This window comes from Chitinophaga sp. S165 (genome assembly GCF_003182155.1).
Taxonomy (GTDB): domain Bacteria; phylum Bacteroidota; class Bacteroidia; order Chitinophagales; family Chitinophagaceae; genus Chitinophaga.
Genome location: NZ_QGTG01000003.1, coordinates 217,667 through 243,347 on the forward strand (window position 1 = coordinate 217,667; position 25,681 = coordinate 243,347).

Below are 25,681 nucleotides of genomic sequence, written 5' to 3' on the forward strand. Positions count from 1 at the left end.
GTTATTATAGTCAGGGACCAATGCCAGCTGGATCGTCATTCAAAAAAGTGATATATTATGCTGAAACAACTCATTGGACTGCTCTTTCCCCAAAAGTTGCAAGAATCTAACGCCGGATTGAAGTCAACCGGGAACAGGATCACAGTGAACGCAGAAAAGTTTACCATTTTTACCTCCAATTATTACGAGGAGCCGGCCGATACAGACAACCTGGAAGTCAGGATGCTGGATGGTTTCGCAAACCATTATCCCGACGAAATCCGGGAACGGGAAATATGTTACCTGTCCTGTGCCTATCAGCCGGACAATAACACACGTATTGAGCTACTCAGTCCTTACATCTATAAAGACAGGGTCACTGTTTATTTCCTGCTGGAAAGACATAAACAGATCTCTATCTATCTGAATCCTACCGACAACAGGGAATACTACTTTGATCTGGATTTTATGAATGGATAATAGCCGGATCATCTGGTACCGAAAAAGTAATAATGATAAAAACAAAAAAACGAATGGCTGTCTGACCATTCGTTTTTTTGTTTGTTGCGAGTTGTTCGCTATATTATTGCATGCCATCCATCATTCCCTGGCCTGTACCCTGGCTCTTACGTTTGAACAGGGAGGCGTCTATTTTACCGAAACGGTACGCGATGTTCAGTCTGATCATCTGCGGGTTCCTTAAACGGGTGTAGTTTTGGGTGAAATACGCACTGTAAGAGTATTGGTCTGTAATACGGCTACGGAAGATATCGCTTACAGCAATTGTTGCACTCAATGCCTTGCTCTTCAGGAAGCTTTTCTTCAGCGCCAGATCTATACCATAGAAGGAGCGGATAAAACCTTGTGAGGCGCTTTGTGCTTCCAGGCCGGGAGGGCCACCGCCAAAGCCATTATTGGTATTGATCGGCAGGTTAGTTTTAGACTGATAGGTAGCGGTAAGCTGCAGTTCAATAGCCTTCGGCAATTTGAAATTACTGTTCAGTTTACCGAATACGCTCCACAATGCCTTTTGATTAACTACAGCAGTAGTACCTGCATCTATCTTCGAGTTATACGCGTTGATGTTGGTAGATACATCCCACCATTTCGTCAGGTAGTTCTGTACCGTAAGCTCAGCACCGGTCGTATAACTGCTTGCAGCATTGATGAAGGTATTGATCAGGGCCGTCTTACCTGAAGCAGGGTCAGTTTGCTGATCTATGTAACTGGTGATCGTATTATCTGTGTATTTATAGTATACGGAACCGAGGAGCGTGTGATTACCTTTAAATGTTTTCAGGTAAGATAACTCCAGGGATTGTGTGAACTCCGGTACCAGGTTCGGATTACCCTTTGTGATGTTCAGCCGGTCGGTTGAGTCAGCAAATGGGATCAGCTGGAAGAAGTTCGGACGGTTAATACGACGGGTAGCGCTCAACTGTACTTCCTGATCATGTTTCAGCTTCTGGCTTAAGAATATGGTAGGGAACAGGCTGGCAGGATAGCTGTTGCTGAATTTCTGTCCGGTCTGGATCAATTCCCCGTTATATTCGGAACTTTCGGTACGTAATCCGAGTTTATAGCTGAAATTATGAATGCTGCTGCTGAAGGTCACGTAAGCTGCGTATACGCTCTCGTTGTTCTTATAATTGCTGGTATTGCCTGATGTGAGGTCGTACTCCTGTGTGGCCTCATTGAACAGGTAATTGTAGTTGTTGTTCTCAATATGACGGAAGGTAGCACGTAATCCCGCTTCCAGTTTACTCTTGGTGCCGAGCGGTCTTATATAGTCTGTCTGGGCGGTGATGTTACGCATTTTACCATCTCCCAGGATCCTTTCCACTTCATTGCTGGTAACCGCACCACCTTTGATATTATAAAAGTCGGTAGTGTAGTTAGAATTATTGGAACTGGTACCGCCGAAGTAGTTAGCATCTACTGTCAGTTCTTCTCCTTCGTGTGGGAAAATGTGCTTCATACCCAGCACTAAACCGGTACCATTGAATGTACGTTTGCCATCGGTAACCCTGCGGCTGAAAGCCGTAGTCGGAGCTCCGCTGAACAGGCTGTCAGTATTGATGTCCAGGATACTTGAAGGTTTGAACTGACCATGTACTTTGATACCTGATACAGACAAAGTGGTACGGTTAGTAGCGAAATAATCCATTCCAAGACGGCCGAACATAAATCCACCGTTACTTCTGGAGCTATTCTCCTGAAGGGTATGGATATTCGGATCGTCAGATATATCCAGGCGGTCTGTTTTACCATTGGTACGGTCACGCATCTGGTTGATCATACCGCTGGCAGTAATGTTAAATTTACCCTGGCGCAGGTTGAAATCGCCACCGCCATTGAAGCCTCCACGTTTGTCTACACCAGCACGGATATTTCCATTATAACCGGTTTTACGGTTCTTTTTCAGTACGATGTTTACGATACCAGCGCCGCCGCCTGAAGCATCATATTTCGCACTTGGAGCGGTCATTACTTCTACACTCTCGATAGCGTCCGCAGGGATCTGATCGAGAGTAAGGGTAGTAGGACGGCCATCAATATATAATTGCGGCGTCGCATTACGCATGGTCATCTTTCCGTCAATATCAATATTCACGGAAGGCACGTTCTTCATTACGTCCTGTGCGGTACCGCCCGCACTGGAAATACTCTGTTCTACGTTAAACACCTTTTTATCCATGTCAACCTTCATCAGTGGTTTGCTGGCAGTAACGGTTACGCCCTGCAGCTGACTGATGTCGCTGGTCAGTTTGATGTTGCCCAGGTCTTTATCGAAAGAAGGCATTGTACCGGGAGCAGGCTTCTTCATAACGAAGGTTACGACCTGTGAATAAGGCTTGAATCCAGTGGCGGATATCTTCAGGATCAATGGTCCCATAATAGGGAGTTCTTCCAGGTTAAATTCACCATTATTCTGCGTGATAACACCTTTTATCAGTACATCCTTTTTAGTTTTCGTAACAGAGTCGAGACGATTCTGGAATATGATCACTGAAGTGTAGGGCATGGGTTTCCCTTCGTTGTCGAGTACCTTACCGTAAACGCGGCCTATGCTGGGCGGTTTGCCGCCAGCAAAACCTCCGGGCCTCTGTTGCGCGGAAATGTGAACGGTGAAGGTCAACATGGCAATAAGCCAGATAATTCTTTGCATAAGTAACATTCTTATAGAGACAAAACTAATAGCGCATTTCCATTATACATAGCAAATGAGACAATGCTTGGAAATAATGCGACGAAAAAGCCGGAAAATGGTTGTCAGCATAATACATGATAAGCTGGTACAGGGTTATCGGATACCTGTCAGTGCTGCTACTGCTTCCCGGTAATTGTCGCCCACGGGTAGTTCCATGGCGCCGATAAATACACTGTTTTTTCTGATGGCGGTGATATGCGCCACGGCAATGATATATGATTTGTGAATGCGGATGAATTTGGCGGGCGCCAGTTGTTCTTCCACTTGTTTTAATGGCATACGGGTTACAACAGGTTTTGCGGTGCCTGTCAGATGTATCCGGATATAGTCTTTTAAAGCTTCGATCCAGATGATATCGGCTACATTTATTTTCAGCAGACTATAATCAGAGTTGACGAAAAAGAATTCAGGTGTGCTGGTAGCTGAAGCTGTTGCCGGATGATGTTTCAGCTGGAACAGTTCCCGCGCCTTATTGCAGGCTTTGATAAATCGGGGTAATGCTACCGGTTTTACCAGGTAATCTGTTACATCCAGTTCAAATCCTTCCAGCGCATATTTTTCATAGGCCGTGATAAGAATGATCATGGGTTTATGCGCCAGGCTCTGTATAAACTGCAGGCCTGTCAATCCCGGCATTTGTATGTCAAGGAAGATCAGGTCCACTTCCTTTTCCTGCAACACTTTGATAGCCTCAAATGCATCTGCACATTTGGCAACGAGTTCCAGGTAGGGTACCTGGCGAATGTTATCTTCCAGTAGATCCAATGCTAACGGTTCATCATCAACAGCTATACAACGTAATACCATAATTCGATTTTCAATTGGGAATTAAGAACCAGGAATTATTTATGGTGCACTTCTTCAGGTTCCTGATTTTAATGTAAATGTAACTGCAAAGACACCACAAACCATCCTTCTTTTTTATTGATCAGCAGCTGGTGGTTGTTTTTATACAGGAGATTAAGCCTGCGTCTTACATTTGTAAGGCCTATACCGGAGGTCTTATCCTTTATTTCCGTGTATTCAGGATTGTATTTATTCATCACGGAAAATTGCAGTAAACCCTGCCGTGCCCGCAGTTCTATGTCGATACGTGCATCAGGTATCAGACCTGTTCCATGTTTAAACGCATTTTCAACAAACGGGATCAGCAGCATAGGCTCAATTTCATATCCGATCTCAGGCAACTGCATGGTGACGTTCACCTGTACTTTGGTGCCGAAGCGTTGCTGCTGCAGGTCAATATAGCTTTGCAGATAATCTGTTTCCTTATCAAGGGGTACTTTATCTTCGTCAGCCTCATACAACATATACCGCATCAGTGAAGAGAGTTTGATCAGGGACGGCTCCAGCTGGTCTGACTGTTTCCTGGCCAGCGCTACCATATTGTTCAGTACATTGAACATAAAGTGAGGGCTGACCTGTGAACGTAACAGGGACAGTTCTGTCTTCAGGTTTTCATTTTCCTTTGCACTGGCCAGCTTGTCGGCATTCATCTTATCCCTGATCATTCTCCAGGCTGTACTACAGGCAAGGATGAACAGTAGGGTGAAGAATGTGAACAGGATTGTAGGCCTTAACTCAAATTGCCTGTGCGTGATAAAGGCCTGTATGAACAAATAGCGGAAATAAACCAGGCCGGCAAAAAGCAGCAATAACACACAACTGAATTGGAGATACTTTTTTCGGTATATAAGTCCGGGGATCAGAACGCTCGAATTCAGGTAGAAAAAGAAGGTCAGTATACAGGCATTGATAATATAGTGGATATGCCATACCTGTTCATCCGCGTCCGGCGCGTGCCGCTGGTCGGGAGATGGCCGCAGGAGATATGGCAGAGAAAACAGCGTGATCCAGGCAACAGCATGCAGGAAGACCTGCGCCCACGTTCTCGAATACCAGGCCTGTTTTGTATCATTAGCAATTGTAGTCATTCCTGTGTGAACAGTTAAATAATCCAAAACAACCAAAAAAATCGATATTATATAAAATAATTGAGATGAATACCGCTTTTTTGGCGGCAAACTTGTAGTTTTCTTTTATATTGCTGTTAATTAGTAGATTAATAATCCATTAAGCATCATATCCTAACCCCCTTAAGGGCTCAAATTAATCCGGTTTATTAGCCCGGTGTGTCAAAATAACTATGAGGTTGATGAAGATCGATCATGCGAACAATTGGTGGCCAGCAATAGCCGATGCTATTGAAGAAGGGTATATTGCCATCGATGAGCAGGATCAGATCGTAGGTTACAATAAGTCCGCGTTAAAGACCCTGCAGGTATCTGAAACCAGGTTTAAAGATCCGGATTTCTGGCAGTCACTCCTGATGGCGCCATTTGCGGAGATAGCGGCCAGAAAGGAAGTCGTGGAAGGGCGCGAGATACGCCTGAAACAACCGGATGGGCGTCATGCATGCCTGCGGCTGAATGGAAAACCACTTATAAAGGATAACATCACAGGTTATATTATCACGTTCACAGATATTACCAGTTGGAAAGATATAGATGAATCGAACAACACGCTGATCAATGCACTGGATGAAAGCCAACGTGTATTTAAAAGCGTATTTGACTATTCCCCGACAGGCATCGGTCTTATCAGCCCTGATATCTTATGGCTGGACGTGAATGAGTCGCTTGCTGCCACGCTGGGATATTCCCCGGCAGAATTAAAAGGGGCAGACGTATTCCGGCTTATTCATCCAGACGATAAAGTGGAAGCCCGTGCACAGGTCCGGATGCTGACAGAAGGCATAACGAATACCTACCGGGCGGAACGAAGATATCTGCATAAAAAAGGGCACTACATATGGGTATTTCTGGCGGCATCTAAAATGCTGAGCACCGATGGTACTTTCCGTTTCTTTATAGTGCAGATGCTGGATGTTTCGGAGGCGAAGAAACTCATTACCGAAGCTCACAAAAAGAACATAGTGCTGCATGCCACCTCCGTGGACCTGCAACAGAAGATCCGCCAGCTGCAGGAATTCAATAGTATCATTGCTCATAACCTTCGTGGTCCCGCTACGGCATTGATGGATTCTACCGAGCTACTGGGTGATGTTTTTGACGAAAAGGTCCGCAGGACGATGCTGGAACATATGAAAACTGCCGCTGGCTCCATTCTGGGTACTTTGAACGACCTGAAGGAAATGATTGACCTGCAGGTAAATAAGCAGAATTTTTTTACCAGTTGCGAGCTGGAACCAATGATCAGGCAGGTGTGGAAATTATTGAGTCCGCAGATTGAGGAAAAAGATGCACATTTGTCGCTCAATTTAAGCGTACCCGTTATAAACTACGTGAAAGTATATTTGGAAAATATTTTATTTAACCTGATTAACAATGCAATAACCTATACGCGGTCAGATGTAGTGCCTGAAATCAAGATAGCAACCTGGAATGAAGACGACCAGGTGGTGCTGATGGTACAGGATAATGGCATAGGGATTGACCTTTCGATGCATCAGGAGCAACTATTCCGGTATAAAAAGATGTTTCATCGCGGTTACGGGAGCAATGGAGTTGGCCTTTTTAAGATCAGGAATCAGATCAGGACATTCGGTGGCAATATAGAGGTCAAAAGTGAATCGGGTAGAGGGAGCAGTTTCTATGTCTATTTTAATAACCGCGTATACACCTTACAGCAAGATGAATAAAGTAAAGCATGTGTGCATTGTTGATGATGATGAACTGTTTCAGTTTGTAATGCGGCAGCACTTTGAGCGGCTGGAACTCGTGGATCGTATCCATAAGTTTACAGATGGAGAACAGGCATTGAATTATATCAAATCCCAGCTGGATAATCCGGATGAATTGCCGGACCTCATTCTTCTGGACGTTAATATGCCCTATATGGATGGCTGGCAGTTTATGCGCGAATTTGTAAAGTTATCCCTGCCGGAAGAAAAGCACATCAGGATCTATATTCTGACCAGTTCAACACATGAAAGCGACCTGCAAAGAGCCAAAGAATTTCCTGGTCTGGCTGGCTACCTTGTTAAACCGATCGGTAAGAACATTATCCGTGAGCTCCTGACCGGGGCTGAACAACACTAACATTTCCCTGCTTTTGAATTATCCTGCCTTTTAATGTCTCGTTTCCCCCTTAGTCAGATCTCTGTAACCGGCTGGCATGTGTATTGTTGATTAGGGATAAACCTGCAACACATGAAAACATTTGGTCTCATTCTTATCATCGCTGGTATTGCCATGATCGTGATCCGTGGCTTCTCCGTAAAGACAGAAAAGAAAGTAGTGGATCTTGGTCCGCTGGAAGTAAATAAAACGGAAAATCGCTGGATAGGCTGGCCCACTTATGCCGGCGGCATTGTTGCCGTAGTTGGACTGGTACTCGTATTGAGCAACAGGAAAAAATAACGCTTATAAGGCCCGATTGGTTATTTTTGAGGCAAAAAGATTCCTATGGCTGAATTAAAGAATGATAAAATACGGGTAGTTGTTGCTGAAAAAGGAGCCGAGTTACAAAACATTGTCCGCACAGACCTTGAACAGGAATATCTGTGGCATGCCGGACCGGAATGGGCGAAGAAAAGTCCCGTTTTGTTTCCAATAGTGGGCACGCTTAAAAACAATAGTTATACATATAAAGGTAAACAGTACTCTCTCGGCAGGCATGGTTTTGCCCGTGACAAGGTCTTTACCCTGACAGCACAAACAGATCATCAGCTTACCTTCACATTAAAAGATTCAGAAGATACCCTCAAGGTATATCCTTTTCATTTCACTTTCCAGGTAATATATACCCTGCTTGACACAGGACTAAAGGTTACTTACGCAGTGGAAAATACCGGTAAGGATACCATGTATTTTTCAGTAGGGGCGCATCCTGCATTTAAAGTACCGCTGACTGAAGGGACAGGATATGAGGACTATTACCTGGCTTTTAATGAAGAAGAAAATGATGGCGTTTGGCCGTTATCTGCAGATGGTTTGATTGAGCTCACACCAGAACCATTCCTGGTAAAGACGCATAAACTGCCGCTGAAACATTCGCTGTTTTATAATGATGCCCTGGTATTTAAGACCCTGGCATCAAACATCATAGAACTGAAGAGCGATAAATCTTCACGTGGTTTGAAGCTGCAATATGATGGTTTCCCTTACATGGGGATATGGGCCGCCAAAGATGCTGATTTTGTATGTATAGAACCCTGGAATGGTATTGCTGACAGTGTGAATGCTTCAGGAGAAATTGTGGGTAAGGAGGGCATTCATATATTAGAAGCGGGTAAACATTTTGAGAGAAGCTGGACTGTAACGGTTTATTAAATCGTTCGGGATTGTGGGTTGATGTTTGTTCCGGATTATAATGTGGTTGATATTTATTCGAGGGTTATGCCCGATTAATATTCGTACACCTCGAGTTATCACCCGGGGCTACAAACAATAGGACTCCTGACGGAGTCCTATTGTGTTTTGTTAAGTATGTTTTGTTTAATAGTGTTTTGTTATTCCTCCGCCTTTTCTTTCTTCTTCTGGTAATAACGTTTTGACTTATCCATCGTTCCGCAGCTCAGCGGGCTACACCAGCGTTTCTTATTGTTCTTGGTAGTATCCAGGAAGATCCATCCACAGGTTTCACATTCCTTTATACGTGTGTGCTCTTCGTTGGTGAGGATATCGTAGGCAGACTTCATGACTGTCCATAGTGGGGCCATCATGTCTGTATCGTCCCGTTGCAGCACGGCATTTACGCCTGTGGGTGTTGTTTCAAACTGAAGGTGGGATAAAGCATTGGTCAATGCTTTATTAAATTTCTCCAGTATAGCGGGAGATAGCGTGGCGCCATCATTATCCGCGATAGCGGAAAAAAATTGATAAAGCGTTTCCCTGGTACGTTTTAATTTCTGCAGGGCGGCAACAGCCGCTGTTTCATTTTGCGCAGCATAATGAGACAGTGCGGTCCGTTGCGCTTCGCCGAGGATGTCCACTTTCCTGCACCAGTCGATCATTTCCTGGTAACTGCCGAGATACTCGTGGAGGTTAACTCCCCTCCATGCATTTACCGTATTGATAAAATGGAAACAAAGTGCCCCGCCATCCAGTGGCAATGTTGCTATAGATCTCTCCTTGCTCATGTGTACACCAAAAATACTGCATTTCAATTATTACCATCAAAATATTTTTTGCTAGTAATAAAAGTTTGCTACTTTTATACCAGTAAATATAATTTAACAGGTAAAAAAGAGAAAGTAATGGTTGAACGGAAAGCTCCGCAGTGGTTGATCGTACTGGCATTTATGGCTGTTTATATTGTATGGGGCACCACTTATCTGGCCGTCATCTACGGACTGAGGGGATTTCCTCCGTTTATGCTTTCCGCATTGCGTTACCTGATGGCTGGCATTCTCTTGTTAGGATGGTGTTTTATCAGGAAGGAAAAATGGCCGGGCTGGCAGGTGGTCCGTACCTGCAGCATCAGCGGATTATTCATGCTGGTGGGAGGGAGCGGCATGGTTGCCTGGGCAGAACAATATGTTACTTCAGGTCAGGCTGCCATTGTTATCGCAGCAGAACCCTTTATCTTTTTACTGGCTGACAAAAAACGCTGGCGGGAATACTTTTCCAATCGTTTCATTATTACCGGTTTATTGATCGGTTTCGTTGGTATCATACTTTTCTTTGGTGGCAGTGATGCAAAATCTGCACCCAGCGGAGACGCTACCATGCAATGGGTTGGATATTCCGCTATCCTGATCGGTACTGTTTTCTGGGTAAGCGGTGCTTTGCTTGCCGAAGGCAGGCTGGAGAAGGGAGTATCTAATATTGTCAGCTCCTGTATTCAGCTGTTTGCTGCTGGAATATGCAGCAGTCTTATAAGCGGAGCTACCGGTGAATGGGGCAAGGTACGCTTTAATGAAGTTCCTGCTGAAGCCTGGGCTGGCCTCTTTTATCTCGTTATTTTCGGCTCCCTGATAGCCTATATGGCATTTACCTGGCTCATAACAGTGCGTCCGCCGGCATTGGTCAGCACCCACACCTACGTTAATCCCGTAGTTGCGGTGCTGGTGGGCTGGGCTTTCGTAAATGAACAACTGGGTTGGGTGCAGATGGTGGGAATGGTGGTGATCCTGTTGGGGGTATTGTTAACAAATTTCCCCTCTTATAAACTATCGTTTAATCAGCAACGCGCGTAATATTTTTTAAATACCTTTGCCGGACGTTTAATTAAAGGAAGCAAATCGCAGCAACAAAACCTTAGGTAAAATGAATTTTAATCTGGACAAAATTCCTGCTCGTACACAACGGCCACGTTCATTCGGTATTACAATGGTGACCGACAAAGGTCTTAGCCTGCAGGATACGAAAGACTTCCTCTCTGTGGCAGCTCCACATGTGGATATGGTGAAACTGGCTTTTGGTACTGCTTATGTAACGCCTAACCTGGACGAGAAGATTAAGGTATATCAGTCGTTTGACATCCCTGTTTATTTCGGCGGACTGCTGCTGGAGGCATTTATCATCCGGAACCAGTTCGATGATTTCATTGAAGTCAGTAAAAAGTACGGTATCAATTACTTTGAGGTATCTGATGGCTCTCTTACTATCCCACACGCTGAAAAGTGCGGTTACATTGAAAAATTAGCTAAGCTGGGTACAGTACTGAGCGAAATCGGTTCGAAAGACAAAGACCGTGAACATATCACTCCGCCATATAAATGGATAGAGCTCATGAAAGCTGAGCTGTCTGCCGGATCACAATACCTGATCGCTGAAGCCAGGGAAAATGGTACAGTAGGTTTGTACCGCGACTCTGGCGAAGTGCGTGAAGGACTGGTACAGGAGATCCTGACACAAGTGCCGGGTGAAAAGATCATCTGGGAAGCGCCGAGGAAAGATCAGCAATTGTATTTCCTGGACCTGATTGGCTGCAATGCTAACTTGGGTAATATCGCATCTCATGAAGTTATCTCGCTGGAAGCCATGCGTGTAGGTTTACGCGGTGACAGTTTCCATTTCTATCTTGACGGAAACAAATAATATTGCTACAATACATTGTAATAAGGGCTGGTCTTAAGATCAGCCCTTATTCGTTTATATAAGAGAAATTCCATATTTATATTTAAGATAAGTTATATATTTGCGGCGCAATAGTGAGTTGGAAAACCTGTAAGTAACTCGCTTTTAAACCCTTGACACCTGAAATATTTAAATCAGATATAGCTCAATTACCTATGAAAAAATTACTGTTCAGTGCAGCTGCACTTGCTGTATTATTTACTGCTTGTAAGGATGATGATACGAACCCTACACCCCAGTCAACTAAATTATTCCTGAACCTTGTTAGAGGTACCGACAGCATTGGCGCGACCTATAACACCGCCAACAGGATTGTCAAGTATGACTTAATTGACAGCCGCGAGGGTGGTCATTCTTATTACACCGAAGGTGTGTATGAGAATAACAGGCTGGTAAAATTGAACTCCAGTGAAGAAAGTCCTACCGCGCTGCTCTTGTCTCAGAGCTACGACTACAACTCTGCAGGACATGTGGAAAAAATTAAATTCTATGAAGAGAGTGGTAAAGTATACGGCTACGACAGTCTCAGTTACGATGTTGAGGGACGTCTGGTGGGATTGTATCTAAACGAAGCAGCAGATGGTACCGGTGATCTGGAACTGTACCAAAAGTATGTATTGATTTGGGATAAAGGCAATATTGTCAAGCAGCATGTTATTAAGATCGTAGAGGGTGCGGAAACGAAAGATTCTGTTACAACCACATACACTTACGATAACAAGGTGAACTATGTTGCAAAACAACCGGAGATCTTCTTAATGGAGCCAGGAAGCCCGGCTTTCGGACTGTCCACTAACAACATCCTCACTGAGAAGACCGTATGGACCGATGCCACACAGGAGTTTACTAATGAATATACTTATGATGAGGACAACTATCCTGTTACCCTGAAGAGTTCAGGAAAGTATACCCATAATGGCGGTGTTACTACGAAAGAGGAAAACACCCAGATCCGTTACATCAAGAAGTAATTGTTTATAAAATCAAAGAAGGTATCTCTTAATGGTGAGATGCCTTCTTTGATTTACGTTTTGAAATGACATATCGAACCCGGAATTTTGCACGTAACTCACCTTAAAAACCCTTGACAACCAAGTCTTTTAATCAAAAATATATCTCAAGACCTATGAAGAAATTACTGTTCAGTGCTGCTGCAGTTACTGTATTGTTTGCTGCTTGTACGGATAAGGATACCAATCCTGCACCGCAAAGCACTAAATTTTTTCTGAACTCCGTTTCGGAATACGATAGTTCCAGTGTTACTTACAATGCTGGTAACCAGATCGCTACTTTTACTTCAATTGCGAAGGGCGAAGATTACGCTTACTACAGCGAGGCTGTATATGAGGGAGGGAAACTAACCGAGGTACGTGCCAGCGAGAAAAGTCCAACGGCATTGGTAAAGGCACAGACCTACGAGTACGATGCAAACGGTAAATTACTGAAAGTCAGATTTTATTCCGAGGAAACGGGAGATATGACCCAATATGATAGTATTGCCTATGATAACAGTGGACGCGTTGCGTCATTGTATCAGGGCTTCGATCCCGGAGAGTTCTCTTCAAAGAGTGTATTTGTCTGGGATGGTAAAGGTAACGTCGCTAAACAATACGGCATTCTTATCACAGACGGAGAAGAAGCTACAGACACCGTTAAGACAGAATATACATTCGACGATAAAGTAAATCTCTTTGCAAAGCAACCGGGGTTTTATCTATTGCATCCTGAAGAAGTAGCCAATATGCTGTCAACTAATAACGTGACTAAGGCAAGCTTCAGCTATAGCACTTTTACTATAGAAGAAAAGAATGAATTCACTTACGATTCAGACAACTATCCTGTTACGAACAAGAACACTTCAACAGCTTACCAAAATGGTGGAGTGATTGATACGAGGGTGGAAAATATTAAGATCCGTTACATTAACAAGTAACTTATTCTAATAAATGAAAAAGCCGTCCGTGTTATATGCGGACGGCTTTCTTTTTTTGAACCCTTATTATTTCAATATACTTTCTATTTCCTGTAATTCGGCTGCATCAAACTGTACCTTGTCCAGTGCTCCCAGGTTGTTATCCAGCTGTCCTACAGAGCTGGCGCCTATTAACACGGAAGTGATACGTTTGTCTTTCAACAACCAGGCAAGCGCCATTTGTGCCAGTGACTGACCTCTTTTCTGGGCAATTGCATGCAGGCGTTGGATCTTGTCCAGCGTGGCAGGTGTGATCTGTTCTGCTTTCAGGAACCCGCTAGGTTTGCTCGCCCTGGAACCTTCAGGAATACCTTTCAGGTAACGGTCTGTCAGCAGTCCCTGTGCCAGCGGAGAAAACGGGATACATCCTACACCATTAGCCTCCAGTACGTCCAGCAGTCCGCCTTCCACCCATCTTTCGAACATGGAATATTTAGGCTGATGGATCAGGCAGGGGGTACCCAGTTGCTTTAATACGGCCAATGCTGCTTTTGTTTCTTCTGCAGAATAGTTAGACAATCCAACGTATAAAGCTTTACCCTGACGTACAGCAGTATCCAGTGCGCCCATTGTTTCTTCAATAGGCGTTTCCGGGTCCGGACGGTGAGAGTAGAAGATGTCAACATAATCCAGCTTCATACGGCGCAGGCTCTGATCGAGGCTGGACAGTACATACTTGCGGGACCCCCATTCTCCGTATGGGCCAGGCCACATCAGGTAACCGGCTTTGGTGGAGATCACTAGTTCATCGCGCAGATAACCTGTAAAGTCTTTCTGCAGGATAGCACCGAAGTTCTCTTCAGCAGAACCTGGCAGCGGACCGTAGTTATTGGCAAGATCAAAATGTGTGATCCCTTTGTCAAAGGCACGACGCACGATCTGACGGCCGTTCTCAAAGTTATCTATTGAACCGAAGTTGTGCCAGAGGCCGAGTGAAACAGCCGGGAGACGGATCCCGCTTTTACCACAGCGATTATAGAGCATAGCATCATACCGGTCACTGGCGGGTACATAAGCACTCATATTATGGAATTTTATTTTGGAGAGCCAAGATAGCAGTTATTGACTAGAATAATACTAAAATCAGCAAATAATCCTGAAGTGGTGAAAACAAGCCTGAATATCCCCGAAGGGCCGGTATATACTCTAAAACAGCCGCCGGTTGATATTGGCGAAGAACTTCCGTTGATACTATTTATTTAGAGAGCAAGCAGGATAAGCACCTTCCGCCGATTAAACACTCTGAAAATAACTGTTCATATAATCACTGGGAGATTTACTGGTCACTGTCTTAAACACCCGGTTAAAGTTTGTGATACTGTTGAACCCACAAGTGTACGCTACCGCAGCAATATTATCATAAGTGCCGTCTGTCAGTTTTTTACAGGCTTCATTAATACGCACTTCATTCAGGAACGACACAAATGTATGCAGGGTATGTTTTTTAAAGAACCGGCAGAAAGCCTGCGGGGTCATATGGGCTTGTCTTGCGGCGTCTTCTAACGTGATCGGCTGATCATAGTTATGCATGATGTAGTTGTAGATATTGCCTATACGGATGCCTTCATGTTCGCTGACCTGTTGTGTTTTCTGACCGGATGCCAGCGGCGTGATATCCTGGTAAGTAGACAACTGTTTTAACAGTTCGACGAACTGCAACAGTTGTTCGGTACCCGAACTGTTTGTCACCTTTAGCATCCGGCTGGATATTTCGGTAGCATGTTCCTGCGGTACTTTAAAGCCTGCCTGATGCTGCTGAATAAAGTTCTTCAGCATTTTAATTTCCGGCAGATTAAAGAAGCCTGCCAGTTCGCCGTCGGGGTTGAAGAAGATAACGAGGGCGATGATCTTTTTACGGCTCTTGGGCTGGAAGTAAGAAGCTTCACTTTTGAAGATGTGGGGTTGATTGGCGCCTAACCAATAGATCTCGTTAGCACGGAAAGCATGCATGTTATTGTCGGCGACAAGGGTGCCTTCTCCCTGCTGTATCCAGGTTAACTGTATCTCCTGGTGCCTGTGCAGGTGAGGGTAAAAATAAGGTAGCACATCTCTCTGCACAATGATGGATTTATCCAGCGGAACAGGTATGGTGAACTGTAGCACTTTCATCTGTTAACAATTTTAAAGTGAGAGCAAGTTGGCACTTGCAGGAATGTGTTTACAGGTGTTTGATTCTTCTACGTAGCAATTACAATTTACTTTGGTTGATGGTCCTCATGTCAATGAGTGTGAATTGTACAATTATTTCACTGATGGTATCAATATTACAAATTTTAACCCGGATTCAGCAAAAAAATAAAATATCCGGTGAAAAAAGGGTTAACTACATCTATATGTTGCTACTAAGGATATAAAACAGGTTAATATCGGCTAACAATTGATTACTATCGGGTAGGAAGCCTTACCCTGTTTCTGATACTTTTGATAAAAAATTGTTCTTCTATGGCTATTGAATGGAAAGGAATATTTCCTGCATTTACAACGAAATTTACCGCTGCTGATGAACTGGACCTGCCCTTGTTCGGGAAGAACCTGCAAGCCCAGATCAAGGCCGGTATTGACGGGGTTATTCTGGGAGGTTCACTGGGAGAAGCCAGTGTCATCACTACTGCTGAAAAAGAAACCCTCACAAAATATGCAGTGGAACAGGTAGCGGGGAAGATCCCGGTTGTCATGAACATTGCTGAAGGCTCGACAAGTGAGGCTATCAGGCAGGCAAAGCTGGCTGCTGCATGGGGTGCAAAGGGTTTGATGTTATTACCCCCGATGCGTTATAAAAGCGATGAACGCGAAACAGCGGAATACTTTAAAACAATAGCAGCGTCTACGGAATTACCTATTATGATCTATAACAATCCGGTTGACTATAAAGTAGAAGTTACACTGAACATCTTCGATCAGTTACAGCAATACAGCAATGTGCAAGCTGTAAAAGAATCCACGAGGGACGTGTCGAATGTAACCCGTATTATCAGTCGTTTTGGAGATCGTTTTAGTATCCTGTGCGGCGTAGATACGCTGGCTATGGAAGAGATGGTACTGGGCGCCAATGGCTGGGTAGGCGGTCTGGTATGTGCCTTCCCTGAAGAGACAGTTGCTGTTTATAAACTGACGAAAGCAGGACGTATTGCAGAAGCGCTGGCTATCTACCGTTGGTTCCTGCCATTGCTGGAACTGGACCTGCATCCGAAGCTGGTACAGTATATCAAACTGGCAGAGCAACAAACGGGACTGGGTAGTGAAACAGTCAGAGCACCGCGTTTAAAACTGGAAGGCGAGGAAAGGGAGAGGATCCTGCAAGTGATCGATAGCGCTATTGCCGGCAGACCAGCATTACCTGATTATCATTCACTATAAAGCCAGAAAAGCATTATGCAAATAAACGATATTATGCAGCGGTCGGCCGGGGCATTTACACAGTATAGGGAAACTATTTCTTCTGCGCGTGCTGTTTTTCTTGAAACGATCGCTTCTGAGATAATTGAGCAACGGGATGTGCTGGTAGCAACTGCACAAGCGGAGACCAATCTGCCGGCTGCAAGATTGAATGGAGAGATCACCCGTACTACCAGTCAGCTACAGCTGTTCGCGAACCTCATAAAAGAAGGCAGTTGGGTAGAAGCCGTGATTGATACAGCGAAACCGGATAGCACGCCTGCTAAACCGGATCTTCGCAGGATGCTGGTACCTGTTGGGCCAGTGGTGGTATTCGGCGCCAGTAATTTTCCTTTCGCTTTTTCCACTGCCGGTGGCGATACCGCCAGTGTACTGGCAGCCGGAGCTACCGTTGTTATCAAAGGTCATCCGGCACATCCGCGCACATCACAGCTTGTTTTTGAAGCGATGCAAAGGGCCATACGAAAAAACAGTATGCCGGAATTTACTGTGCAGCATGTTACCGGCGAAGGCAATGCAACAGGTAAGGCGCTTGTGCAGCATCCACTGACCACAGGCGTTGGTTTTACAGGCTCTCTCCAGGGAGGGAAAGCATTGCTGGGATATGCTGCGGAGCGTGAAGTACCTATTCCTGTATTCGCAGAAATGAGCAGCATCAATCCGGTAGTTTTTTATCCGGATGCATTGGCCACCCAGGCGGAACAACTGGCGCAGACCTTTGCAGGTTCCATTACGTTGGGTATGGGACAGTTCTGTACCAATCCTGGTTTGCTGATCGGGTTGAAGAGTAAGGCCCTGGACAATTTTGTCAGTTTACTGGGAGATGCTGTAGCTGCTGTTGCGCCGCAAAAAATGTTACATAAAGGTATTTGCGAAGCGTATGGAAAAGGACGTACGCATATGCTTACGCAAGAGAGCGTAACACTTGTAAAAGAATCTGCCGCTCCTGCGGAGATGGAAGCATGGCCTGCATTAGCCCGTACGGCAGCTAAGACGTTCCTGGTTAATCCGCAGTTAAAAGAAGAATTGTTTGGTCCCTTCTCAATGCTTGTAGAATGTGAAGACAAAGCAGAGTTATTGTCAGTATTAAAAAGTTTGCATGGGCAGTTGACCACTACCATCGTAGGTACGCCTACGGATACCGCTCAATGGAAAGACGTTATTGCGGTGCAGTCAACACTTGCAGGCCGTGTTATTTTAAACAACCCGCCTACCGGTGTGGAAGTTTGCGCTGCTATGGTACATGGAGGGCCTTTCCCGGCTACTACAGACCAGCGTTTCACGTCTGTCGGAACAGGGGCTATTAAACGCTGGGTAAGACCGGTATGCTTCCAGAATTTCCCTGATGATATGTTACCCGATGCATTAAAGGCCGGAAATCCGTTAGGGATTTGGCGACAGATAGACAACGGCTTTACCCGATAAACAACTATACCCTATGTCAGATCAACCAAAATCTTTCCGAAGGTCTTTCGGACTGCTGGACGCTACAATGATAGTAGCCGGTTCCATGATCGGTTCCGGTATTTTCCTGGTCAGTGCAGACATTACCCGTAATGTGGGCTCTGCAGGCTGGCTGGTACTGATATGGATCATTACAGGCATCCTTACGCTGACAGCGGCATTGAGTTATGGAGAGCTGAGTGGTATGTTTCCCCAGGCAGGGGGGCAATATGTATACCTGCGGGAAGCATTTAACCGCCTGACGGGCTTCCTCTTCGGATGGAGCTTCTTCACGGTCATACAGGCAGGTTCAATTGCTGCTGTGGGAGTGGCCTTCGCCAAGTTCTCCGCTTACCTTTTTCCGGTACTGAGCGAAAAGAATATCATAGCTGACCTATCGTTTATAAAGATCTCCGCAGCCCAGATCACTTCTATTCTCCTGATCGTATTACTTACATTCATCAACACACTGGGTGTAAAGGAGGGCAAACTGATACAAACAGGTTTTACTTTAGCCAAGATAGCAGCGCTGCTGGCACTGATCTTATTCGGATGTTTTGCGGCCGATACAGCCGTTTGGGAGGCTAACTGGCAAACAGGATTCGCCCTTAACAGAATGACGGAGCAGACGGATTCCCTGGCGCCATACGTGGGACTGGCTGCATTAGGGGCTATTGCCGGCAGTATGGTAGGTAGCCTGTTCAGTAGTGATTCCTGGAACAATGTAACCTTCATTGCCGGGGAGATCAAGAATCCCGAAAGGAATATAGGCAGAAGTCTGTTCCTGGGTACATTGATCGTTACTGTTATTTATGCCGCTACCAACCTGGTGTACCTGGCAGTATTGCCACTAAAGGAAATCGCCTTTGCGGAAAATGAAAGGGTAGGGGTGGCTGCTGCGGTGAAGATCTTTGGTGCCAGGGGAACTTATATCATCGCAGGGCTATTGATGGTCTCTACCTTTGGCTGTAACAATGGATTGATATTGTCGGGAGCCAGGGTGTGTTATACCATGGCCAAGGATGGCGTATTCTTCAAACAACTGGCTACACTGAACAAAAACGCTGTTCCGGGGAAAGCCCTGTGGGTACAATGTATCTGGGCCTCTGTGTTATGTCTTAGCGGCAAATACGGACAACTGCTGGATTATGTGATCTTTGTGGTATTGATCTTTTATATCCTGACCATTCTGGGGATCTTCAGATTGCGTCGTACCAGACCTGAATTGCCCAGACCATATAAGGCGTTCGGGTATCCTGTACTGCCGTTATTGTACGTGGTATCTGCTACCATTATCTGCCTGGCGTTACTGGTTTATAAACCAATGTATACCTGGCCGGGATTAGGCATAGTACTGCTGGGGATACCGGTCTATTATTTTGTATGGCGGAATAAGCCGGTTAGCTAAACCTCCCATTTGTAACCGGTTGCATAGATCGTTTTCAGGTAACTGCCTGCTCCGGCTTCATGTAGTTTCTTTTTGAGGTTTTTGATATGGGCATAGATAACATTGTTATCGTCCCGCATACCGGCAATATCACCTGAAAGCTGTTCGGCAAGTTCGTGTTTGGAGAGGACCTTGTTTTTATTGCCCAGGAAGTATAAAAGCAGGTCAAACTCCTTCCTGGTAAGTATAACAGGGGTGTTGTTGATCTGTACCGTTTTAGCCAGTAGATCGATTGTTAATTCTTCCTGCCGGATGATATTACAGTTGTCGTACTTCCTCCTCCTGATCACAGAAAAGATCCTGGCAGATAGTTCCGGTAAATGAAAAGGCTTGGTAACATAATCATCTGCCCCCTGGTGTAATGCGGATATCTTATCCGTATAATCAGTCTTTTCGGAAATGATAATGATGCCTGTTTCCTTATTGTATGTCTTTATTGCTTCCAGTAGCTTATTGCCATCTCCATCTGGTAGTACGAGGTCCATTAAGATGCAATCGTACGCATACATCTCTATTTTAGCCAGTGCGCGGTGATAGTTATTTGCGTACTCACAGATATAATTCCCGGCAGATAAATAAGAGATCATGACTTGCGATAGTGCTAGGTCGCCATCAATGATCAATAGTTTCATTTCACAATATTATTTCCCAAATCTGAATTAATTCTGAACTTAGAAGCTCCCTCAAATGGGAAAAGCTATATATAATGATTTCTTTTATGTTGTTTGCCTTACTGAAGATCCTTGAAATTCAATGCTGAAGGGACTTTGGGAGGTTCTTAGCATCATCTGTATAAATCGTTTTTGATAGCTTACTATTCCTTTCCATAGTTGGCCAATTTTTCCCGATATGATACAGCTAAAAGTAGTGAGTGGTTTTTCTTTGCATAAAAATTAACTGTAGTTGAAAAATTTATACATCACACTCACACTTATCTTAGCTAGTGTTACCGCATTTGCACAAAACGGTACTATCAAAGGAAAGATCAATTCAGCAGATGGACAGCCTGCCGCATTTGTAACCGTAGGTTTAAAGGATACAAAGAAAGGCGCATTGACCAATGAAGAAGGACAGTTCATCCTGAAGAATGTTAAACAGGGAAATTACGAACTGGTAATATCCTACACTGGTACCAAGACAATCCATAAGTCAGTTACTGTTACTGCCGATCAGACGACTGACGTTACTTTCGCCCTCGAAGCTACTGCAGCGCAGCTAAATGAAATAGTTGTGGAAGGTACCAGGACAAGAACGATCAATAGAAGCCCTGTTAATATAGGCAAGTTGCCTGTTGCAGCCATTGATCTTCCACAGGGTGTGGCAGTTATTGGTCATGAAGTACTGGAAGACCAGCAGGTACAACGCATGAGCGACGTCGTAAAGAACATCAATGGTGTGTACATGGCTTCTTCCCGTGCAGGCACACAAGAATCTTTCAATGCGAGAGGTTATGGTTTTTCAAGCACTAATATGTTCAAGAACGGCGCACGTGTTAATTCTGGTGTAATGCCAGAAATGAGCTCACTGGAGAAAGTTGAAATATTAAAGGGCAGCGCTGCTATCCTGTATGGTAACGTGGCTCCCGGTGCAGTGATGAATATGGTGACCAAGCAACCTAAGTTCACTTTCGGTGGTGAAGTGAATGTACGCGGAGGCAGCTTCGGTTTGCTGAAACCTGCATTTGATGTGTATGGCCCACTTTCATCCAAGGTGGCTTATAGAATAAATGGTACGTTTGAAACAACTGACAGCTATCGCGACAAGGTGCATTCAAAACGTTATTATGTCAATCCTTCCTTACTGTTCAAACTGAGTGAGCGCACAGAATTATTGGTACAGGGAGATTATCTGAAACATGATTTTACACCCGATTTCGGTATTGGTTCTCTGGATAATACCAAGATCGCACCTGTATCCCGTAACAGCTTCTTCGGCACGCCCTGGCAGTATGCGCATACGCAGCAGTCATCTGCAGGCGCCACTATCAGGCATAAGCTGAATGATAACTGGACATTGAACGGTACGTTCTCTTACCAACGATATAGCCGAGATTATTATTCCATAGAAAGAGTGCAGGCAGATGCCAACGGTAAGTGGGCACGTCCTTTGAACAGGGCTTTTAATTCCGAAGATTATTACCTGGCACAGGCGGACCTGAACGGTAAATTCAATACCGGCCGTTTAGAACATAATGTACTGGTAGGTGTTGACGGAGATCGCTATTATACTAAAGCGTATTCTTATAATCAACCTACTACTTACGATACTATCAATATCCTGAACCCGGATCTGTATACTCCGCGTACCGATATACCGGAGGCGGCAAGGATCAAGGACGTAACTACACCGATCAATCGTGTGGGCGTGTATGCGCAGGACGTGGTGAAGATCACCGCTAAACTGAATTTCCTGGCAGGTATCAGGTTTTCTTACCTGCAGAATGAAGCACCTGCTACTTACGATTATAAATCCGGCCAGACTACTTTTACTACTGCTAAATATGACCATGCCTTCTCTCCGAGATTGGGTCTTGTGTACAAACCGGTAGAGACTATGGCGGTATTTGCAAGTTATTCTAACTCATTTACACCTAACAATGGTCTGGATGTCGACAGCAATTCTCTGAACCCCTCTGTTATAGACCAGTATGAAGTGGGTGTTAAAAATGATTTCTTCAAAGGAAGACTGTCAGTGAATGTTACCGCATATCGTATCAAGAATAATAACTACGCTCAGACTGCTCCGTTCCAGAAGGATGGTGTTACACCTAATAACAACGCTAACCTGAAAGCGCTGATCGGTGAAACTTTAAGCCGTGGTGTAGAAGTGGATATAGCAGGACATCCATTACCGGGTCTGGACGTAATAGCAGGATACAGCTATAACAATATAACTATACAGAGTACCAGTGGTGTAAGCGGTGGTGCTGTGGAAGGGGAACGGCTGGTAGGTAATCCGAACCATACTGCGAACGCCAGTGTATTCTATACCCTGCAAAAGTCAGCATTGAAAGGCCTGAAGTTTGGTGCAGGGTACTATTATATCGGTCAGCGTTTCGGTGGCTGGAATAATACGATCAACCAGAGCCAGAAATATAACCGCCTGATCTCCGTACCAGGTTTCTCTACCTTGGACCTCAGTGCCGGTTATAGTTTCAAACGTTTCTCTGTAATGGCTAAAGTATCTAACATAACAAATACCTACAATTATTACGTACACGAGAACTATAGTGTAAATCCAATACCGCCGACGCAGTTCGTTGGTACAGTAAGTTACCGGTTCTAAGAGAAAGTGATCAATGGAAGCGGGTGTCTCAATTATATTGGGACACCCACTTTTATTTTTAGCTGCCTTCTTTCACACGGCTTTGTTCATCTTTAGCTGATACGAGTGGTCTGGTTATTACAGCATATTGCAGCACATATGATTAAATTTTGAGTACCTTTGAAACTAAGGTCATCACATTATATGAATTTCATATATTCTGGCGTAATACAAATTATTAATATACACAATGAGTAAGATCAGGGTTAGAAATTTCGGACCGATAAAAGAAGGATTGCGTGTTAAAGACAATGATGGGTGGATAGAAATAAAAAAGGTGACGCTTTTTATTGGAAATCAAGGCACTGGAAAAAGTACCTTGGCCAAACTTATTTCTACCTTCACATGGATGGAAAAGGCCTTAAGCCGTGGTGATTATTCGATAGCACACTTTGAACGTATATCAGTTTTTTATGAACTTCTCAGCTACCATAATATCCAAACCTATTTGCAAGGGTTTCAAAAAATACAAGCTGAACTTTTTTCCGATGACGTAGTTAAACCTCCGAGTGAGATAGATTTTGTAGGGGAATCCTATCAAATATCAGTTCGGGGATCACGTATCGAGGTTGCAAAGTCCAATCGGCAAAATTATCATCTGCCGCAGATTGTTTATATACCTGCTGAGCGAAATTTGCTCAACTTTACGTATGAATACAGGCGAGCCAGACGAGTACCGGAAACATTGATTGACTTGCAAGTAACATACAGAGAAATTATCAAAAGTATTAATGGTGGAATAATTAAGCTACCTATCAACGATCTGGATATTACCTACAATAAAAATTTAGATACGCTGATTATCAAAGGGCAGGACTATATGGTGGATCTGCTGGCTGCTTCAAGTGGTATTCAATCAATCGTTCCTCTTTTTTTAATTTCTTTATATTTTGCTAATTCTGTTCAGTCATCATCTGAGTCGCGGCAGCCAATGAACAGCGAGGAATTAGAAAGGTTTAAAACCGATGTAGCGGCGATACATTCAAATTTCGACTTGACAGACGACCAGAAGAAAGCGGCTCTTTCTGTGGTAGCTGCCAAATATAACAAAACGGCGTTCGTAAATATTGTAGAAGAGCCGGAACAAAATCTTTTCCCAACTTCACAATGGGAAATAATAAAAAGTCTGCTCAAATTTAACAACATGAGCGAGGGAAGTACCCTTGTCATGACCACACATAGTCCGTACATTATTAACTATCTGACGCTTGTAGTTAAGGCGCAGAGCGTTTATGAAAAACTGAAGAATAACAAAGAAACCTCTTTATATGATCAGCTTTCAAATATAGTCCCTTATGAATCAGTAGTAAGTTCTGAACAACTGGCGATATATGAGATAGACAGTATGGGAAATGTGATAGAGCTACCTGATTATAAAGGATTGCCTTCAGATGAAAACTATCTGAACCAGGTACTTGAAAAATCAAATGACTATTTCTCACAACTACTAGATATTGAGGATCAATGCCGGTAAATTTTTTTGATGCACACCACACTAGATCTGATCAGACAGAATTTGGATTGTATGATGAACCTGATCCGGCAAAGAAACCGGCATACATACTTGAAGGTGACAAGCCCAAGTGGATAGGGATTGTCAAAAATCCAAATCGGTTTCAGGTAGATTTTTACGGGCTGGACCACGATCCGGCTACTACTATCTATAAGAATCCACCAACTAACACGGAGCGTGAAAGCATGTGTGACGGTCTGGTGAAACAGCAGGACGAATTAATATTTGTAGAACTGAAAACGAGGAAAGGCCCGGGTTGGCTTGCTGATGCTACTGATCAATTGATTAATTCAATTAATTTGTTTGCACGTGATCACGTCCGGAGCATACATGCTTTTAGCAGTGTACGAGCGAATATTTGTAATAGTTTGCGGCCAAATTTTTCGCAAAATTATATGAAGGAAATGCAGCGATTTAAAGATGAAACAGCTGGCATTAACTTTAAAGGTAAGCGTGTTGGATTGGAGATGACAGTTAAACAAGAAATAGAAATATGAATAAAAAGGCCTGCCCCAATAACCAGCTGCGGCTCGCATTCATCCTTTGGAGTAAAGTATGCTCCTTTGAAGATGTTTTAAACAAAGAAGATACGGACTTCCACACATGCTTTTGTTCAGGCACATTACTGGCCACCGGAAGTACAATATCCCCCTGAGATAAATGAGACGAACAATCAGACAAACAATCAGCCAGATAAGTCACTTCTAACGCAACCAATACATACTCAACATCAAACCCATTTTTCAATAGTCCCATAGCCTTCCCCACCAGCTCCCGGTATTGTTTATACACACGAAGATCTGCCGGTATTTGCTTATAAATAACAGATGCAATACGGGACGCCTTTTTTAACCGCCCGGCATTCTCCATTGTTCTTGCAAATGCTGGATCACGCTTCACGCGCTTGCCGGTAAGCGAACTTTTAGTACGCACAATATATTCACCATTCATTAAATAAATGGTGAGGTTATCTCTGGTACCAACAAAGGGAGGTGGACCTCCAACAAACTTTGGCATAAACTATTTATGTTTTAAAGTTAGGATCTGGAAATTTCAAGCCGCAACGAATATATCTACTTACATGGATACGCCGTGTTAACGTCATATCAAAGGCTGGTTTAAAGCGTACTTTATGCCGGATTTGCCAATTATGCCGTTTTTGCCGCAGTCTAGATACCAAAGAAGGATCACAATGAAAAGAATTAACCCCGAAAAGAATAGCCAACCATGAAAACAGTTTGAAGCCCATAACCATCCCCGCCTTGAATATTTTCAGGCCTGCGGTTCAGGAAGCACAAAAATGGGCCTTCGTTTCTTTGACACACGCTTGATACCGCTAGTAAAATATTCC

Annotated in this window: 23 protein-coding genes; 15 read left to right on the plus strand and 8 right to left on the minus strand. The window is 44.1% G+C overall.

The window, feature by feature from the left end:
* Positions 1 to 57 precede the first annotated feature (57 nt).
* Positions 58 to 459: a hypothetical protein gene (locus tag C7475_RS15340; protein ID WP_110054268.1), complete on the plus strand. Its 402-nt coding sequence runs from the start codon at positions 58 to 60 to the stop codon at positions 457 to 459.
* Positions 460 to 562: 103 nt separating this feature from the next.
* Here the strand turns inward: C7475_RS15340 and C7475_RS15345 are convergent, their stop codons facing one another.
* The 3 genes from C7475_RS15345 to C7475_RS15355 form a co-directional block, all read right to left on the minus strand.
* Positions 563 to 3,148: an outer membrane beta-barrel family protein gene (locus tag C7475_RS15345; protein ID WP_110054269.1), complete on the minus strand. Its 2,586-nt coding sequence runs from the start codon at positions 3,146 to 3,148 to the stop codon at positions 563 to 565.
* Positions 3,149 to 3,283: 135 nt separating this feature from the next.
* Entirely contained in the window at positions 3,284 to 3,997 is a 714-nt protein-coding gene (locus C7475_RS15350) for a LytTR family DNA-binding domain-containing protein (protein WP_110054270.1), read from the minus strand.
* A 68-nt stretch (positions 3,998 to 4,065) separates the two neighbouring features.
* Complete coding sequence (locus C7475_RS15355; protein WP_110054271.1) at positions 4,066 to 5,124, minus strand: sensor histidine kinase; 1,059 nt, start codon at positions 5,122 to 5,124, stop codon at positions 4,066 to 4,068.
* A gap of 221 nt (positions 5,125 to 5,345) precedes the next feature.
* On the opposite strand from C7475_RS15355, the gene C7475_RS15360 reads away from it, so the two are divergent.
* From C7475_RS15360 to C7475_RS15375, 4 genes are all read left to right on the plus strand, one after another.
* Positions 5,346 to 6,851: a PAS domain-containing sensor histidine kinase gene (locus C7475_RS15360; RefSeq protein WP_158286512.1), complete on the plus strand. Its 1,506-nt coding sequence runs from the start codon at positions 5,346 to 5,348 to the stop codon at positions 6,849 to 6,851.
* Positions 6,844 to 7,251, plus strand: a complete 408-nt coding sequence (locus C7475_RS15365) for a response regulator (protein WP_158286513.1) — start codon at positions 6,844 to 6,846, stop codon at positions 7,249 to 7,251. Before C7475_RS15360 ends, C7475_RS15365 begins: the two co-directional genes overlap by 8 nt.
* 111 nt (positions 7,252 to 7,362) lie before the next feature.
* Entirely contained in the window at positions 7,363 to 7,572 is a 210-nt protein-coding gene (locus tag C7475_RS15370) for a hypothetical protein (protein ID WP_110054274.1), read from the plus strand.
* 45 nt (positions 7,573 to 7,617) lie between these two features.
* Positions 7,618 to 8,484 (plus strand): aldose 1-epimerase family protein, encoded by an 867-nt coding sequence (locus C7475_RS15375; protein WP_110054275.1) that lies wholly within the window; start codon positions 7,618 to 7,620, stop codon positions 8,482 to 8,484.
* A 179-nt stretch (positions 8,485 to 8,663) separates the two neighbouring features.
* On the opposite strand, the gene C7475_RS15380 is transcribed toward C7475_RS15375, so the two are convergent.
* Positions 8,664 to 9,293 carry an ABATE domain-containing protein gene (locus tag C7475_RS15380; protein WP_110054276.1) on the minus strand — a complete coding sequence of 210 codons (630 nt, stop codon included), beginning with the start codon at positions 9,291 to 9,293 and terminating at the stop codon, positions 8,664 to 8,666.
* A 117-nt stretch (positions 9,294 to 9,410) separates the two neighbouring features.
* Here C7475_RS15380 and C7475_RS15385 point away from each other — a divergent pair, with 117 nt between their 5' ends.
* The 4 genes from C7475_RS15385 (at position 9,411) to C7475_RS15400 (ending at position 13,168) form a co-directional block, all read left to right on the plus strand.
* Positions 9,411 to 10,352: an EamA family transporter gene (locus C7475_RS15385; protein WP_110054277.1), complete on the plus strand. Its 942-nt coding sequence runs from the start codon at positions 9,411 to 9,413 to the stop codon at positions 10,350 to 10,352.
* A 70-nt stretch (positions 10,353 to 10,422) separates the two neighbouring features.
* The gene (locus tag C7475_RS15390; protein WP_110054278.1) at positions 10,423 to 11,196 is read left to right on the plus strand and encodes a phosphosulfolactate synthase; all 774 of its coding nucleotides are present in this window, start codon (positions 10,423 to 10,425) and stop codon (positions 11,194 to 11,196) included.
* Between the two features lie 194 nt (positions 11,197 to 11,390).
* Positions 11,391 to 12,206 (plus strand): hypothetical protein, encoded by an 816-nt coding sequence (locus C7475_RS15395; RefSeq protein WP_110054279.1) that lies wholly within the window; start codon positions 11,391 to 11,393, stop codon positions 12,204 to 12,206.
* 155 nt (positions 12,207 to 12,361) lie between these two features.
* On the plus strand, positions 12,362 to 13,168 hold the full coding sequence (locus C7475_RS15400) for a hypothetical protein (RefSeq protein WP_110054280.1): 807 nt from the start codon (positions 12,362 to 12,364) through the stop codon (positions 13,166 to 13,168).
* 66 nt (positions 13,169 to 13,234) lie between these two features.
* On the opposite strand, the gene mgrA is transcribed toward C7475_RS15400, so the two are convergent.
* Entirely contained in the window at positions 13,235 to 14,230 is a 996-nt protein-coding gene (gene mgrA / locus C7475_RS15405; protein WP_110054281.1) for an L-glyceraldehyde 3-phosphate reductase, read from the minus strand.
* A gap of 210 nt (positions 14,231 to 14,440) precedes the next feature.
* Entirely contained in the window at positions 14,441 to 15,316 is an 876-nt protein-coding gene (locus C7475_RS15410) for an AraC family transcriptional regulator (RefSeq protein ID WP_110054282.1), read from the minus strand.
* A gap of 333 nt (positions 15,317 to 15,649) precedes the next feature.
* Here C7475_RS15410 and C7475_RS15415 point away from each other — a divergent pair, with 333 nt between their 5' ends.
* Genes C7475_RS15415 through C7475_RS15425 form a run of 3 tightly spaced genes read left to right on the plus strand, consistent with a single transcriptional unit; the run spans position 15,650 to position 19,454 of the window.
* Positions 15,650 to 16,564 (plus strand): dihydrodipicolinate synthase family protein, encoded by a 915-nt coding sequence (locus C7475_RS15415; protein WP_110054283.1) that lies wholly within the window; start codon positions 15,650 to 15,652, stop codon positions 16,562 to 16,564.
* Between the two features lie 15 nt (positions 16,565 to 16,579).
* Positions 16,580 to 18,028 carry an aldehyde dehydrogenase (NADP(+)) gene (locus C7475_RS15420; RefSeq protein WP_110054284.1) on the plus strand — a complete coding sequence of 483 codons (1,449 nt, stop codon included), beginning with the start codon at positions 16,580 to 16,582 and terminating at the stop codon, positions 18,026 to 18,028.
* 13 nt (positions 18,029 to 18,041) lie between these two features.
* Entirely contained in the window at positions 18,042 to 19,454 is a 1,413-nt protein-coding gene (locus C7475_RS15425; protein ID WP_110054285.1) for an APC family permease, read from the plus strand.
* Here the strand turns inward: C7475_RS15425 and C7475_RS15430 are convergent.
* Entirely contained in the window at positions 19,451 to 20,125 is a 675-nt protein-coding gene (locus C7475_RS15430) for a response regulator transcription factor (protein ID WP_110054286.1), read from the minus strand. The genes C7475_RS15425 and C7475_RS15430 overlap by 4 nt on opposite strands.
* Positions 20,126 to 20,396: 271 nt before the next feature.
* On the opposite strand from C7475_RS15430, the gene C7475_RS15435 reads away from it, so the two are divergent.
* From C7475_RS15435 to C7475_RS15445, 3 genes are all read left to right on the plus strand, one after another.
* The gene (locus tag C7475_RS15435; protein WP_110054287.1) at positions 20,397 to 22,778 is read left to right on the plus strand and encodes a TonB-dependent receptor; all 2,382 of its coding nucleotides are present in this window, start codon (positions 20,397 to 20,399) and stop codon (positions 22,776 to 22,778) included.
* Between the two features lie 229 nt (positions 22,779 to 23,007).
* Entirely contained in the window at positions 23,008 to 24,291 is a 1,284-nt protein-coding gene (locus C7475_RS15440) for an AAA family ATPase (protein ID WP_110054288.1), read from the plus strand.
* On the plus strand, positions 24,282 to 24,827 hold the full coding sequence (locus C7475_RS15445) for a hypothetical protein (protein ID WP_110054289.1): 546 nt from the start codon (positions 24,282 to 24,284) through the stop codon (positions 24,825 to 24,827). Before C7475_RS15440 ends, C7475_RS15445 begins: the two co-directional genes overlap by 10 nt.
* Here the strand turns inward: C7475_RS15445 and C7475_RS15450 are convergent.
* Positions 24,805 to 25,347 (minus strand): hypothetical protein, encoded by a 543-nt coding sequence (locus tag C7475_RS15450; RefSeq protein WP_110054290.1) that lies wholly within the window; start codon positions 25,345 to 25,347, stop codon positions 24,805 to 24,807. The genes C7475_RS15445 and C7475_RS15450 overlap by 23 nt on opposite strands.
* Between the last annotated feature and the right edge of the window lie 334 nt (positions 25,348 to 25,681).

Bases quoted from the DNA above. Each gene is read 5' to 3' on its own strand.
- C7475_RS15345 (WP_110054269.1), bottom strand. From the start codon at position 3,148: ATGCAAAGAATTATCTGGCTTATTGCCATGTTGACCTTCACCGTTCAC.
- C7475_RS15445 (WP_110054289.1), top strand. From the start codon at position 24,282: ATGCCGGTAAATTTTTTTGATGCACACCACACTAGATCTGATCAGACA.
- C7475_RS15380 (WP_110054276.1), bottom strand. From the start codon at position 9,293: ATGAGCAAGGAGAGATCTATAGCAACATTGCCACTGGATGGCGGGGCA.
- C7475_RS15375 (WP_110054275.1), top strand. From the start codon at position 7,618: ATGGCTGAATTAAAGAATGATAAAATACGGGTAGTTGTTGCTGAAAAA.
- C7475_RS15350 (WP_110054270.1), bottom strand. From the start codon at position 3,997: ATGGTATTACGTTGTATAGCTGTTGATGATGAACCGTTAGCATTGGAT.
- C7475_RS15430 (WP_110054286.1), bottom strand. From the start codon at position 20,125: ATGAAACTATTGATCATTGATGGCGACCTAGCACTATCGCAAGTCATG.
- mgrA (WP_110054281.1), bottom strand. From the start codon at position 14,230: ATGAGTGCTTATGTACCCGCCAGTGACCGGTATGATGCTATGCTCTAT.
- C7475_RS15415 (WP_110054283.1), top strand. From the start codon at position 15,650: ATGGCTATTGAATGGAAAGGAATATTTCCTGCATTTACAACGAAATTT.
- C7475_RS15360 (WP_158286512.1), top strand. From the start codon at position 5,346: ATGAAGATCGATCATGCGAACAATTGGTGGCCAGCAATAGCCGATGCT.
- C7475_RS15395 (WP_110054279.1), top strand. From the start codon at position 11,391: ATGAAAAAATTACTGTTCAGTGCAGCTGCACTTGCTGTATTATTTACT.
- C7475_RS15425 (WP_110054285.1), top strand. From the start codon at position 18,042: ATGTCAGATCAACCAAAATCTTTCCGAAGGTCTTTCGGACTGCTGGAC.
- C7475_RS15400 (WP_110054280.1), top strand. From the start codon at position 12,362: ATGAAGAAATTACTGTTCAGTGCTGCTGCAGTTACTGTATTGTTTGCT.
- C7475_RS15355 (WP_110054271.1), bottom strand. From the start codon at position 5,124: ATGACTACAATTGCTAATGATACAAAACAGGCCTGGTATTCGAGAACG.
- C7475_RS15370 (WP_110054274.1), top strand. From the start codon at position 7,363: ATGAAAACATTTGGTCTCATTCTTATCATCGCTGGTATTGCCATGATC.
- C7475_RS15365 (WP_158286513.1), top strand. From the start codon at position 6,844: ATGAATAAAGTAAAGCATGTGTGCATTGTTGATGATGATGAACTGTTT.
- C7475_RS15410 (WP_110054282.1), bottom strand. From the start codon at position 15,316: ATGAAAGTGCTACAGTTCACCATACCTGTTCCGCTGGATAAATCCATC.
- C7475_RS15340 (WP_110054268.1), top strand. From the start codon at position 58: ATGCTGAAACAACTCATTGGACTGCTCTTTCCCCAAAAGTTGCAAGAA.
- C7475_RS15440 (WP_110054288.1), top strand. From the start codon at position 23,008: ATGAGTAAGATCAGGGTTAGAAATTTCGGACCGATAAAAGAAGGATTG.
- C7475_RS15450 (WP_110054290.1), bottom strand. From the start codon at position 25,347: ATGCCAAAGTTTGTTGGAGGTCCACCTCCCTTTGTTGGTACCAGAGAT.
- C7475_RS15420 (WP_110054284.1), top strand. From the start codon at position 16,580: ATGCAAATAAACGATATTATGCAGCGGTCGGCCGGGGCATTTACACAG.
- C7475_RS15385 (WP_110054277.1), top strand. From the start codon at position 9,411: ATGGTTGAACGGAAAGCTCCGCAGTGGTTGATCGTACTGGCATTTATG.
- C7475_RS15390 (WP_110054278.1), top strand. From the start codon at position 10,423: ATGAATTTTAATCTGGACAAAATTCCTGCTCGTACACAACGGCCACGT.